This is a genomic window from Streptomyces sp. NPDC058880 (assembly GCF_042742535.1).
GTDB lineage: Bacteria > Actinomycetota > Actinomycetes > Streptomycetales > Streptomycetaceae > Streptomyces.
In genome coordinates, this window is sequence record NZ_JBHYMC010000103.1 from 1 (window position 1) to 12,418 (window position 12,418).

Genomic DNA, 12,418 nt, shown 5'->3' on the forward strand with positions numbered 1-12,418 from the left:
CCCGCATCTCAGCATGGACATGTCTAGCAGGTGTCCGGCATGGCGATCAGTACCACGATCGAGCGATCACGAACCGAGGAAGAACGGACTTAACGCCCTCTCATATCCGCACCATCCCGGGGTTTCACGTCCGACCGAAATACACACGTTCGATATCGCGGCTGGCTCGTTGAGTCCCGCGAACCTGCTTCGACCACGAGGGGGACAGCTTGACGGTGGAAGACACATCCAAACAGGCGCGCGCAGACGAAGCTGAGGGAACTCGTCCGGACAAAGCTGGCGGGGGCCAGGAGGAGGAGTTCCAGTACCGGGACGAGTCTCGGCTGGGGGCGGCGACGATGGCCTGGCGCCTGCCTGTATTGGTGCGGCGGTCGCTGATGATGGCCCGGTTCTCCAACCGCACCGAACCCGAGGGCGGCGTACCTTGCCGAACCGCCCTCCCCCGCCCGGGCACGAGGTCTGCAGGATGAGCCGGCCAAAGCCACTGCCTGCGGCTCTGCGGCGCTGGGCGGAACAACAGATCGGCCCCGTCGTGTCCGTCCGCGACGCCTCGCACGACTGGGACCGCTCCCGGGTCTGGAACCTGGAAGGCGAACGCGGGGTGCACCACTATCTGAAGGTCTCCCCCAGTCAGAAGTTCTTCACCCGTGAGAGCCGGGCATACCGCCACGTCGTCCCCGCCCTCGGCCACACGCGGGCCCCCCACCTCATCGACAGCCGCGCCCAGGACCTGGCCATGCTCCTCACCGCGGTCCCCGGCACCCCGGCGAAGCAGCTCGGCTTGGGCGGCGCCGAGTGGCGGGCCGTACACCAGCAGGCTGGAGTGCTGTGCGCCCGCCTCCACGAGGCGGGCGAACTCGAACGCGGCGACCGGGCGGAGGCCGAAGCCTCCTTGAATACCGCCGCCGACGGAGCGGAGAAGTACCTGGCTCGTACCGGGGACCGGCTCACCGAGGACGAGCAGCGGCTGATCCGAGACCACGCCGCGCGGCTCCGCCGCGTCGGGCCCGTGCCCGTCGGCTTCATCCACGGCGACAACCAGCCTCGGAACTGGCTGTGGTCAGAGCAAGGTCTCGCCCTCGTCGACTTCGAGCGCACCCGTCCGGCTGCCCGCGTCCAGGACTTCGTCATCCTCGCCACCACCCAGTGGGCCGACCATCCGGACCGAGAGAAGGCGTTCCTCCTCTCCTACGGGCGGAAGCTGTCCGACGCCGAGCAGCAGGCACTGCGCTTCCTGACCGCTCTGGACGCGGTCAACTGCCTGGCCTGGGGGCCGGACAACGATGACGACGAGGTCACGGCCCGGGGCCGGCGGACCCTGGACCGGCTCATGAGGGAGGTCCGGCCGTGAGCGCCGCACACCGGAGCATGGGGAACGCCATGGTGCTGCTCCAGCATCCCAGGGACGGGCGGATCCTGCCCGTCCGGCACCAGGCGGCGTCCTGGCGCTCCACCGGCCCGGCACTCCTCGGACTCGGCATCTCGCCTGCCGACGCCGAGCTGCTCACGACCGGCTGGTCCGTCGTACGCACCGCCGACACCGACGTCCTGCGCCCCTGCGCCCTACGCCCCTGACCATCCGCCCTCGCGAACGAAAGGAACCACCTCGTGCTCGACGTCGAAAGGCACGCCGGCGAGATCTGGACTCTCTACGGCCGCCACCAGCTCGGCCGCACCTTCGACCTGCCCGAGCTCGACGGTTGGGCCTGGGACATCCCTCAGGCCGGGCCCGGCATCGACACCCTCGGAGACGTTGCCGGTCTGCGCGTCCTGGACCTGGGAGCCGGGGTCGGCAGGCACGCCGCCCATCTCGCTGCCCTCGGCGCCGAAGTCACCGCCGTCGACGCCTCCCCCACGCAGCACCAGCGCGCCCTCGACCGCTACCCCAACGTCCCCGGCCTGCGCCTGGTCTGCGCCGACGCGGTCGAGCACCTGCGGCAAGCCGCCCCGTACGACCTCATCTACTCCGTCAGCGGCGTCCCCTTCCTGGATCCGCACCGCCTTCTGCCCGCCCTGGCCACCGGCCTCAAGCCGAGCGGCAGACTGCTGTTCACCGCCCTGCACACCAACTCGGCCGGCGCCGGGCCGTCCGACCCCGTCACCGCCCGTCCCGAGGTCCTTCGGCTGCCCGGCACGGACATCGAGCACCAGATGCACATGTGGGTCCTCGAACCCCAGTTGTGGGAGGACCTTCTCGTCGACCACGGCCTCGTCGTGGAGACAGTCACGACGATCGACTCCCCACAGGCCGGCCAGCCGCTGTCATACCGGCTCTACACAGCTCGCCGCCCGGACCGGGTGCCGAGCCGGCCCCGCTCGAACAACCCGCCCTCACCCCACGCCGCCGTAGGAGTGGGAGTGATCGTGCACGGCCCAGACGGACTCCTCCTGGGGAAGCACCGCCGCGGCACCTGGGAACTCCCCGGCGGCTCCGTGGAGCCTGGCGAGACCTTCGCCGAGGCCGCCGCACGGGAACTCGCCGAGGAAGCCGGCCTCGTCGCCGACCCCACCGGCACACGGGTGCTGGGCACGCTCCTCGACCGCGTCGGCGACGTCATCCGGGTGACGGTGCCTGTCCTGGTCACCCGCTGGTCGGGCGCCCCGCAACAGCGGGAGAACACCATCGGCTCCTGGCGCTTCTGGCCCCAGGATGCCCTGCCCCAGCCTCTGTTCGTTCCGTCCGCGCAGTGCCTGACCGTATGGGACCCGGCCCTACCGCTCGACCACCCACCCGCGCACTTCCAGCCCTACGACGTCCCTGATCACGCCTAGTCCCGCGATCATTTCTTCCCCCTGTCCCACAAGGGAAGGACTCGCTTCCCTGCCCCCGCTCCTCCCTCGCGTGTTCCGGCAGCCGGCCAGCCCACCGCCGTCCACCGGACCCGAACGGAGTTCGGGATCCCCGGGCCGCCACGGCAGCCCGTCACCGAACAGCCAGACGCCACCGACCTCACCATCGTCTAGCCCTCCTCTGACTTCGAAGCGAGGACTCGCATGAGCAAGACGCCACCCGCCCTCGGCACGCCGCCTGTGCCCACTCGGCCGCTGCCGGCCACCAGAGCCGGATCGGATGCTCCAGCGCCGGTCCGAACGGGGCACTGCCAGTGCGGTCGGATCTCATACCAGGTCACCGGCGTGCCGGATGATCCGCATTTGTGTTCGTGTGTCCATGAGACACGAATCTCCGGCGGACCGGCGGTTCTCTGGGTGGGGTTCCCCTTGGACTCCCTGACGTGGACCGGGCCCGGGGGCGAGCCGAAGTGGTACGCAACCTACCCGACCCTCCGGCGCGGATTCTGTCCCGCCTGCGTTATGCAAGCGGAACACGTGTCCAGGTACGTTGTGTCTCACGAATGGGGACGGTACCGCGCCCTGAGCTGGAGCCGATCTGCACCGAGCTCGTGGCACGGTGGCCTCGGAGCGTCGGCTTCTCCATGCGCCGTTTGTATCGCCAGAGCACGGCCTGCACGAAGGGCACCTTCGCTGAGCAACAACCAGGGCTGACCGTGCGCTACAAGCGTCAGACACCACCGACGCGACGCAGAAGGAGGCCGGCGGCGGCGTTGTCGCTGACCGTTGTCATGAGGTAGGCGGCGTCGCGCAGGGAGATCCGGACGGGGTCGTGATCGCGGTCTGCGGGATCAAGCGATGCGGACCGCGAGGCGGGCGCTTCGCTTCCGCAGGCCCAAGGCCACGGCAGGGAGGAGGCACCCGTTCGGTCTTGTCCGGGTCGCGCCCAGCGGGAAACGAGGAGTAACTGGCTTACACATCCAGCATCGGAGGCTCCATGACGATCACCCGTTTCCGCACAGTTGCCGTCGGCCTGCTGTCGGCGGCTCTGCTCAGTGTCCCGGTTGCCCAGGCCACGGCGCTGCCTGGGCCCGCGGCCCGCCCCGCCCCTGGCCCTACCATCACCATCGACTGCGGAGCCGGCCCTGATGTCACGATCACTGTCGAGTTCCCGCCCGACTGCAGATCGGCACGGTGTCGGGCCCAGTACTTGGCAGCCGTTGTGGAGCAGGCCAGGAGGTCGTGCACTTCCCTTCCCTGACCCCGGAGAGCCCTCGACTCCAGCCGGAAGACCGGTGCCGCTGAGCGGCACCGGTCTTCCATTGCGCGCTCTGGGGGGCTGAGGTTTTGGGGGTGGTGCGCCACCAGACCCAGCGGCCTGTAGGGAGTCTTCCTGTATGCCTATCGGGTGCGCAATGCGTCGACGGCGATGCGGGCGGTAGTTCCGATGACGGCATCGACGGCGGGGAGGGTGGCGGCGGGGTTGGCGGCGCGGGTGAAGACGGCGATGGCGTAGCGGCCGCCGTCGGGGTATTCGATGACGCCGACCTCGTTGCGGAGGGTGGGCAGGGTGCCGGTCTTTCCGGCGACGTGGACGTCGTCGAAGGGGAATCCGGAGGCCATGCGGTGGGGCCAGACCTGGAGGCCGAGGATGCGGCGGATCGCGGCGCCGTGTTCGGGTGTGGAGGCCTCGTCGCGCCAGATCGCGGTAAGGAGGCGGGTCATGTCGCGGGGGGTGCTGTGGTTGGTGCGGGCGGGGTCCAGTGCGCGCAGGCGCGCGATGACGCGGGGGTCGGTCAGGGCTTGGGCGCCGGCGGGGCCGGCGTCTTCGCGGAGGGTGGCCTGGGTGTGGGCGAAGGTGTGAAGGGCGCGGGTGCGGGTGAGGCCGAGGTTTTGGGTGGTGGTGTTGACGGCGTCGAGGCCGACGTGTTGCAGGAGGAGTTCGGCGGCGGCATTGTCGCTGACGGCTGTCATGAGGTAGGCGGCGTCGCGCAGGGAGATCCGGACGGGGTCGAGCATCGCGGCCAGTCCGGTCGGGCCTGAGGTGCGTCGGTCGGGTGGGCATTCGTGCTGTTCGGTCAGGTCGAGGAGGCCTTGCTCGGCGTGCTGGTGGAGGGTGAGGAGCAGGCAGAGCTTGTGGACGCTGGCGGTGACGACGGGATGGTCGGCACCGGCGTTGATCTCGGCGCCGGTGTCGATGTCCAAAGCGTGGAGCCAGCCGGTGGCGCCGGCGTCGGTGAAGGCGGTGTGGATGCGCTGGAGGGGGTTCACAGCCAGTACTCCGATGCCGGGCGCAGGTGGAGGGGGCGCGGGGGAAGGTCGGCGGACACGCCGGTGGTGTTCCGTAGGACGTTGAGGGCGGCGTCGGCGAAGGCGAGGGCGGCGGCGTTGTTGCGGTCTTTGGGCCAGGCCGTGGAGAAGCGCCAGGCCAGCGGGGTGCCCGTCAGGGGGCGCCAGACGATGTCCTGGTCGGCGCCGTCGGCCGGGTGCCCGGGGGCGGGTGGGGTGAGGGCGATGGCGTTGACGGAGTGGATCAGGCCGCGGATGAAGCTGTCGCCCTGGCCGTGGCGGACGGTGTCGGGGGTGTAGCCGCCGCGGGCGCAGGTGGTGAGGAGCTCGTCGTAGAGGGCGGGGGCGTCCGCGCGGGGGAAGAGGATCAGGTCGTGTCCGGCCAGGGCGGAGAGCTGTACTTCGGCTCGTGCGGCCAGGGGTGAGCCCTGCGGCAACAGGACGCCGAGTTCACGGCGGAGGACGGGGCCAAGGTCGAGGCCGGCGGTGTCGCAGGGGTGGTGGATCACTCCCGCGTCGAGTTCGTGGGCGGCCATGCGGGCGAGCTGTTCGGCGGTGGACAGCTCGTGGAGTTCCACCTCCAGGCCTGGCTGGCTCCGGTGCAGACCGGCGAGGATCGCGGCGACGGACTCGCCGGCAATGCCGGAGGGGAGCGCGGCGCGCAGGAGGCCGCTGCGGCCGTCCCGGATGCGGGCAGCGTCGGCCAGGAACGTGTCGGTACGGGCGAGCAGGGCGCGTGCCTCGTCCAGAAGGAGCGCGCCGCCTGGAGTGAGGGTGACGCTGCGGCTGGTGCGCTCGAACAGCTGCACCCCGAGCTCCTTCTCCAGTCGCTGGATGCGCTGGGAGAGGGGCGGCTGCGCCATGCCGAGCCGTACAGCTGCTCGACCGAAATGTCTCTCCTCTGCAACAGCGACAAAGCACCGCACATGCCCGACTATGTCCACGAACAGCAACGATATCAGAAAGGCATCGTTCCAGGGTCGATTCAGATATTGGACACAATAGGGGGGGTAGTGCTGATCTCAGGGCATGTCCACCCCTTCGATTCCCGCTCTGGCTCTTATCGCCCTGCTGTTCGCGGTCGGCGTGGGCGCCTGCACCCTGGCATGCGTACCTGCCCCTGATGCCCGGACCGGACCCCGGCCGGAGTTTCCTGCGTCGGCACACCAGGTGCAGCAGGAACGCCTGCGCGGCACCGGTGGCCCGCGGCGTCTGCGCCCTCGCCGCACGCCCCCCAAGGCGTTGCAACCCCGGTCTGCCCGGGATTCCCCGCCGGGCGCATTCCCGCACCCCGGCTTCGGCCGTGAGCACCCACCCGGAACACTCACCGCCCCACTCGTGAAGCAGTCCAGCTGAAAGTCGGAAGGACCCTGTGATGTCTGAATTGGAACACCCTGCCCCCACCCGCGGACGTCGGCGCCTCCTGCACATAGCTGTCGCGGCAGTCGGCGTTGCCGCGGTCGCGGCAGGCGGCGCGTACGTCGCGCACTGGGGACCGTTCGAACCGGACCGGCCGGTCACCGATCCGGCCGCCGTGACCCAGGCTCAGGGCTTCCTGGCAGATTGGGCAGCCGGCCGTACCCAAAGCGCGGGGGCCCGCACCACCAGCCCCGACCAGGCACAGACGGCCTTGCGGAACTTCACCGCAGGGCTCGACATCAGCAAACCGGCCCTGACTGCCGGCGCGGCCCGGGCGGCCGAGGACGGTACCGTCACCCTCGCGTTCTCCGCAAAGATGCCGGTCACCGGTCTGGGGACCTGGTCCTACGACTCTCAGATACCCGTGCGCCGACAGGACAACGGGGCGTGGAAGATCGCGTGGGACCTGTCACTGGTCCACCCGAGTCTGAGCAGCACCGAGAAGTTCCGCCTGCAGCGCCAGGACACCGATACCGCCCCGGTCACCGACCGCACGGGCAAGCCGCTGTCCGCGGACGCCGGCCCGTCCCTGAAACCGGTGCTCGACCAGATCGCGCAGCGTGCAGGGGCCGGTCCGCGCGGCGTCATCGAGCGGATCAACCGGGCCAGCGGAGAGGTCACCGGCATCGAGGCCCGGTTCGGCAAGGAAGACGGCGCCGCGGCCGGACAGAGCATTCGCACCACGCTCGACGCGGAGTGGCAGAAGGCGGCTGACCAGGCCCTGGCCGCGAAGGCCGACGGCAAGGACGCGGCGCTCGTGGCTCTGCGCATCGACAACGGCGAGATCCTGGCCGTGGCGAACTCGCCGGCCGCCGGGTTCAACCGCGCGCTCTCCGGCACCTACGCCCCCGGCTCCACCTGGAAGATCGTCACCACCAGCGCGCTGCTCCTGGCCGACGCCGTTAAACCGGGCGACATCGTCGACTGCCCCAAGTACCTGACCGTCGGCAAGCAGTTCCACAACGTCGAGACGTCCGAGTTTCCCGGCGCGACGTTCACCAAGAACTTCACCGAGTCCTGCAACACCGGGTTCATCAGCCTGCGCGGCAAAGTCGGCGACAACGAACTCGGCGAGGTCGCCGGGAAGTACTTCGGCATCGGGCAGGAGTGGAACGTGGGCCTTCCCACCTTCGACGGATCCGTACCAGCCCCCGGCGACCAGACCGAGAAGGCCGCCTCGATGATCGGCCAGGGCCGCGTGCTGGGAAACCCGCTGACCATGGCCTCCGTCGCCGCGACCGCCGTCTCCGGAACCTTCCACCAGCCCACCATCACCCCCGGCACCGAGGACAAGACCACCACCAGCGCGCTGCCCGCCGAGGTCGTCACCCAGCTGCGCGCCCTGATGCGGGCCACCGTCACCGACGGCACCGCGCGCGGTCTGGCCGGCCTGCCCGGGAACGTCGGCGCGAAAACCGGCACCGCCGAGGTCAGCGAAAGCGCCCCGAACAACGGCTGGGTCGTCGCCACCCGCGGCAACGTCGCCGTCGCCGTCGTCGTCGAAGGCGGCATCACCGGCGGATCGTCCGCCGTACCCGTCGTGCGCCACCTTCTCGAAGCCATCCCCCACGCCCCCTCCTGACCGGCCCCCGCCCCTGATCTGGCGCACACCTCTTCGAAAGCGAACATGAACAAGACCCTCCGGCACACCGCAGTCTTCTTCGGGGTGCTGTTCTTCGCCCTGCTCGGCCGCGCGACCTGGATCCACGCAGTCTCCGGCGAGAGCCTGGCCAAAGACCCGAACAACCGCAGAAACCTGATCGAGGCCTTCAGCCGCCCCCGCGGGGACATCATCGTCGGCGGACGCCCGATCACCGGCTCGATACCGACCCCGGGCTCCGACCTGTTGTACAAGCGCACCTACGTCGACGGGCCGATGTACGCGCCGATCACCGGCTACCTCTCCCAGGCACAGGGGGCCACCTTTCTTGAAGGTGTCCACCGCGACATCCTCGCGGGCACGGACCTCCGTCTGCAGCGCGGCCTATTCGACACCTTGATCGGAAAGAAGACCGCGGGTGGTGACATCGTCACCACCATCGACCCCAAGGCACAGAAGGCCGCCTACCAGGGGCTCACGGACCTCGGTGCGAAAGGTGCGGTCGTGGCCCTCGACCCCCGCACCGGGAAGATCCTCGCCCTGGCCAGCACCCCGTCCTACGATCCGTCCGTGTTCACCGGGAACTCCATGAAGGAGGGCGAGGAGTTCACCCGCCTCGACCAGGACAAGGACAAGCCGCTCAGCAACCGGGCGATCCGCGAGGCATACCCGTCCGGCTCCACCTTCAAGATCCTCACCGCGGCCGCCGCCCTCGAGCACGGTACGGTCACCGACATCGACGCATCCTCCGGCCTGCCCGCCCGCTACACGCTGCCACAGAGCAGCAGCACGATCGGCAACGTCGTACCCGACGCCCAGTGCGACAAGGTGTCGATGAAGACGGCCATGCAGTGGTCCTGCAACAGCGTCTTCCTCGACGCGGCTCTGAAGACAGGCGTGGAGAAGATGCGCGAGACCGCGGAGAAGTTCGGCTTCAACAAGGAGCACTTCACGCCGGTCCGCACCGCGGCCAGCTCCTACCCCGAGCGGCTCGACCGGCCGCAGACCGCCTTGACCGGCATAGGCCAGGGAAGCCTGACCAGCACCCCGATGCAGATGGCCATGGTCGCGGCCGGCATCGCCAACGACGGCAAGGTGATGAAGCCCTACCTGGTCGAACAAATGAACGGGCCCGACCTGTCCGTGCTGGAGAAGACCGAACCCGAGCCCCACGCCCAGGCAGTCTCCGAGGCCACCGCCCGCAAGGTGCAGGACATGATGGAGCACACCGTCCGCGAAGGCACCGCCGGCCAGGCGCAGATACCCGGCGTGACCGTGGGCGGGAAACCGGGAACCGCCGAACACGGCGTCGATGTACGAGACAATCGCCCCTACGCCTGGTTCGTCTCCTACGCCAAACAGAGCGACGGGACCTCCCCAGTCGCGGTCGCCGTCTTCATCGACCCCAGCGACATGGACATCCCCGAATCCGAGATCGGCGGTGGCCGCCTCGCCGGACCCATCGCCAAAGCCGTCATGAACGCCGTGCTCAAACGGGGCGCGTAGAGAGAGAACACCCTGTCAGCAGGGCAGTCCGGCATCGCCGTCCCGCGACCCCCGGGGCTTGTGCAGGGCCTGTACGTCGAGGCCCCACCTGCACACGAAATCGCAGACCTGCAACACCCGGTGCGGCGCACGCCTGGCACACCACGCGCTCGACGCGGTGCCCCCGCGCTGGTGCTTGGAGGTGAGCTTCTGGCCGACGGCGTGGCAGGTGAGGGCTTGGCTGAGCGTCGCCTTCTAGGCGAGGATCTTGTCGAGGTCGGACCTTCGGAATCTTGGCGAAGGCGTTGTTCGTCGGGGCGAAGACGGTGATGTCCTTCGCGTTGTTGAGGGATTCGATGAGACCGGCCTGCTTGACCGCCGCGACCAGACGGCAGATGCAGCGGACGCCGTGCTGCGGGAAGGCACTATGCGCGGGCGGGGTATCAGTGCTCCGGACACGGCAGGCCGGCAGTCTGGCCGCAATAGGTTTCGTCGCTACCGTCGTCGCAGTTTTTCTCCCCGTCGCACACCTGGTCTGCGGGAATGCAGACCCCGTCGCCGCACGCGACGAAGCCGGCCGGGCACGTGGGCTCGTCCGGCGTGGCGAGGGGGCCGCAGGTGGCCGAGCCGATGACAAGATCGGCGGAACCGTCCAGTGCGCGTGCGTGCAGTGCGTTGACGGTCAAGGCTCCACGGGCGGTCGACTGCTCGTTGACCGTCAGTTCGAACACGGGTGCGGCGGCGGGGTACAGGATCACGGTGTTGGGGGCTGGGGTCGCGGGCAGCTCGGTGGTTCCCACCGAGGCCCGGGTGAGCGTGGCGACGCCCTGCGTTCCCGAGTCCCTCTGGGCGCGGCAGGTGACGGAAACCTGCTGGGCGGTGATGCGCCCGATCACCGCGTAGATACTGATATCAGCAACGGTCGCCTCGGCGCGCTCCATGTCGCTGTCGTAGGAGACAAAGGCTGAGGCAGCCCCGGTGGAAATGCGGTTCGGTCCTCGTCCGATGCGGATTCCCGCGGTCGAGGCGCTGGGGCGGGTACTGGTCGCCAATGGGGTCGGTTCGACCTGGAGACCCGCCAGCTGGCCGCCTACGCCGTAGGCGCGGAGGGTTTCAGGCACTGCGGTGCCCGCCTCCTGTGCGGCAGCGGTCGGCAAAGCGAGGCCGAAACTCGCCGTCAGGGCCAGCGTCAGTACACATCTGCGCATCCGCGTTCCTCATCTCGCTCTGTACACGGGGCGCAGGCAGTCTCCCCGGCCGCCTGGGGCCGCTACCGAAGTACCGCCGGATGGCGGCGCCGAGGACGGGGCAGATCTCCACGCGGCGAGCAGCGGGGATGAGGACGTGATGGAGCAGGCTGCTTCGCAGCATGGGCGTGATCCGGCCTCCCTGTGTGCAGCGGCAGCGGGTGACCTGTCCGTCACCATGGCGGCCGAAGAGGGTCCGCGTGGTGATCAATGGGTGGGCGCTCACCGGCAGGGGCCAGAAAAGCCTCACCAGCACCCGATGCAGATGGGCCGTGGTTGCCGCAGGCATCGCCAACGACGGCGCCGTGATGAAGCCCCGCCTGGTCGAGCAGATCCAGGCACCCGATCTGTCCGTCATCGAGAAGACGCAGCCTGAGGCTCACGGCCAGGCCGTCTCCGAGGAAACCGCGAAGAAGGTGTAGGCCATGATGGAACACACCGTGCGGGAAGGTACCGTGAAACGGAGCCCACATCCCCGGGGTGAGGGGTCGGCGGGAAGCCCTGCACATCCGAGCACGGCATCGACGTACGCGACGAAAGGACCTGCGCGTGGTTCGTCTCCTACGCCAAGCAGGCTGACGTAACCTCCCCTGTTGGTGTGGCCGTCTTCGTCGATCCCAAGGACATGAACATCTCCGACGCCGACATCGGAGGCGGCAAGCTCGGCGCACCGCTCGCCAAGGCAGTCATGAACGCCGTACTCAAATAGCCGCCGGCCCATGCCCATCCGCACGGCGCGGGCAGGTGGATGCGCTGCAATTACGGTGTCGTGAGCAGGAGTACTGAGTTCCGGCCACCGAATCCGAATGAGCAGGTGATCGCGGTGTTCGCGGCGACGGGGCGAGGCGTGCCGGTGACAATGTCGAGTTTGTGAGGACCGTCCTGGACCTCGAAGTTGGCGGTGGGCGGAACCTGTTGGTGCTGGAGGGCCAGAACGGTGTAAGCCGCCTCGATGGCCCCCGCAGCGCCGATGGCATGGCCGATGATGCTTTTGGGCGCGGTGACCGGGGGCAGGTTGGAGCCGAAGATGTCGGTGAAGGCGGCTGCTTCCGCGCCGTCGTTGTGCCGGGTAGAGGTGCCGTGCGCGTTGATGTGCCCGATGTCGCGAGGGCTGCAGCCGCTGTCTTGCAGCGCGATGCGCAGGGCCCGTGCGGCGCCGTCCCCGGTGGGGTGCGGTGCGACGGGGTGGTGGGCGTCCGTGGTGGTGCCACAGCCCCGCAGGAGCGCCTTGATGGGTGCGCATCGCGCCTTGGCCGTAATGTGGCGTTCCAAGACCAGAACGGCTGCGCCTTCTCCTAGGACGAGTCCGTCACGGTCGGCATCGAAGGGGCGGCAGGCAAGGTGGGGCTGGTCGCGGCGCCGGGAGATGGCCCCCATCTGAGCGAAGCAGGCGACAGTCATGGGGGCGAGAGGCGATTCACTGCCGCCGGCAAGGACGATGTCGCAGGCGCCCGCGCGCAGGAGGTCCCGGGCGGTGCTCAGAGCGACGGCCCCTGAGACCGCGTTTGAGATCTGCCGTGTCCCGTTACTGGGGCGTTCGTTGAGCTCGTCGTGAGTGGTGTTGGGGGTGGGTATCCGTCGGACCTGG

The 12,418-nt window shown here is 69.2% G+C and carries 12 protein-coding genes; 6 read left to right on the forward strand and 6 right to left on the reverse strand.

The features are described 5' to 3' along the window. Window positions 1-466: 466 nt before the first annotated feature. From ACFW2G_RS31930 to ACFW2G_RS31940, 3 genes are read left to right on the forward strand one after another with little or no spacing between them, the layout of a single operon-like run. Window positions 467-1,351: a phosphotransferase gene (locus tag ACFW2G_RS31930; protein WP_384452081.1), complete on the forward strand. Its 885-nt coding sequence runs from the start codon at window positions 467-469 to the stop codon at window positions 1,349-1,351. Further along, a complete protein-coding gene (locus tag ACFW2G_RS31935) occupies window positions 1,348-1,575 on the forward strand; it encodes a hypothetical protein (protein ID WP_384452084.1) in 228 nt (75 codons plus the stop codon). Before ACFW2G_RS31930 ends, ACFW2G_RS31935 begins: the two co-directional genes overlap by 4 nt. 33 nt (window positions 1,576-1,608) lie before the next feature. After that, the gene (locus tag ACFW2G_RS31940; RefSeq protein WP_384585420.1) at window positions 1,609-2,772 is read left to right on the forward strand and encodes an NUDIX domain-containing protein; all 1,164 of its coding nucleotides are present in this window, start codon (window positions 1,609-1,611) and stop codon (window positions 2,770-2,772) included. 748 nt (window positions 2,773-3,520) lie between these two features. Here the strand turns inward: ACFW2G_RS31940 and ACFW2G_RS31945 are convergent. The 3 genes from ACFW2G_RS31945 to ACFW2G_RS31955 all read right to left on the reverse strand — a co-directional run bounded on the left by ACFW2G_RS31945 (window position 3,521) and on the right by ACFW2G_RS31955 (window position 6,023). Then, a complete protein-coding gene (locus ACFW2G_RS31945) occupies window positions 3,521-4,102 on the reverse strand; it encodes a serine hydrolase (RefSeq protein WP_384452090.1) in 582 nt (193 codons plus the stop codon). Window positions 4,103-4,191: 89 nt separating this feature from the next. Continuing rightward, on the reverse strand, window positions 4,192-5,067 hold the full coding sequence (locus ACFW2G_RS31950) for a serine hydrolase (RefSeq protein WP_384452202.1): 876 nt from the start codon (window positions 5,065-5,067) through the stop codon (window positions 4,192-4,194). Continuing rightward, entirely contained in the window at window positions 5,058-6,023 is a 966-nt protein-coding gene (locus ACFW2G_RS31955; protein WP_384452093.1) for a LysR substrate-binding domain-containing protein, read from the reverse strand. The genes ACFW2G_RS31950 and ACFW2G_RS31955 overlap by 10 nt, the downstream gene beginning before the upstream one ends. 431 nt (window positions 6,024-6,454) lie before the next feature. Between ACFW2G_RS31955 and ACFW2G_RS31960 the strand changes: the two genes are divergently transcribed. Both ACFW2G_RS31960 and ACFW2G_RS31965 read left to right on the forward strand, forming a co-directional pair. Next, window positions 6,455-8,080 (forward strand): penicillin-binding transpeptidase domain-containing protein, encoded by a 1,626-nt coding sequence (locus ACFW2G_RS31960; RefSeq protein WP_384452096.1) that lies wholly within the window; start codon window positions 6,455-6,457, stop codon window positions 8,078-8,080. A 45-nt stretch (window positions 8,081-8,125) separates the two neighbouring features. Next, on the forward strand, window positions 8,126-9,604 hold the full coding sequence (locus tag ACFW2G_RS31965) for a peptidoglycan D,D-transpeptidase FtsI family protein (protein ID WP_384452100.1): 1,479 nt from the start codon (window positions 8,126-8,128) through the stop codon (window positions 9,602-9,604). Here ACFW2G_RS31965 and ACFW2G_RS31970 read toward each other — a convergent pair. Together ACFW2G_RS31970 and ACFW2G_RS31975 are read right to left on the reverse strand one after the other, a co-directional pair. Then, a complete protein-coding gene (locus tag ACFW2G_RS31970; protein ID WP_384585426.1) occupies window positions 9,588-10,067 on the reverse strand; it encodes a fasciclin domain-containing protein in 480 nt (159 codons plus the stop codon). The genes ACFW2G_RS31965 and ACFW2G_RS31970 overlap by 17 nt on opposite strands. Then, complete coding sequence (locus tag ACFW2G_RS31975) at window positions 10,027-10,791, reverse strand: choice-of-anchor P family protein (RefSeq protein WP_384452103.1); 765 nt, start codon at window positions 10,789-10,791, stop codon at window positions 10,027-10,029. The genes ACFW2G_RS31970 and ACFW2G_RS31975 overlap by 41 nt, the downstream gene beginning before the upstream one ends. Window positions 10,792-11,102: 311 nt before the next feature. Between ACFW2G_RS31975 and ACFW2G_RS31980 the strand changes: the two genes are divergently transcribed. Further along, complete coding sequence (locus tag ACFW2G_RS31980) at window positions 11,103-11,252, forward strand: penicillin-binding transpeptidase domain-containing protein (protein ID WP_384452106.1); 150 nt, start codon at window positions 11,103-11,105, stop codon at window positions 11,250-11,252. Between the two features lie 337 nt (window positions 11,253-11,589). On the opposite strand, the gene ACFW2G_RS31985 is transcribed toward ACFW2G_RS31980, so the two are convergent. Beyond that, window positions 11,590-12,418 (reverse strand): beta-ketoacyl-[acyl-carrier-protein] synthase family protein (locus ACFW2G_RS31985; RefSeq protein WP_384585423.1); only part of this gene is annotated, 829 nt, incomplete at its 5' end.

Coding starts and splice junctions, on each gene's coding strand:
- ACFW2G_RS31930 (WP_384452081.1), top strand. CDS start 467: ATGAGCCGGCCAAAGCCACTGCCTGCGGCTCTGCGGCGCTGGGCGGAA.
- ACFW2G_RS31975 (WP_384452103.1), bottom strand. CDS start 10,791: ATGCGCAGATGTGTACTGACGCTGGCCCTGACGGCGAGTTTCGGCCTC.
- ACFW2G_RS31965 (WP_384452100.1), top strand. CDS start 8,126: ATGAACAAGACCCTCCGGCACACCGCAGTCTTCTTCGGGGTGCTGTTC.
- ACFW2G_RS31960 (WP_384452096.1), top strand. CDS start 6,455: ATGTCTGAATTGGAACACCCTGCCCCCACCCGCGGACGTCGGCGCCTC.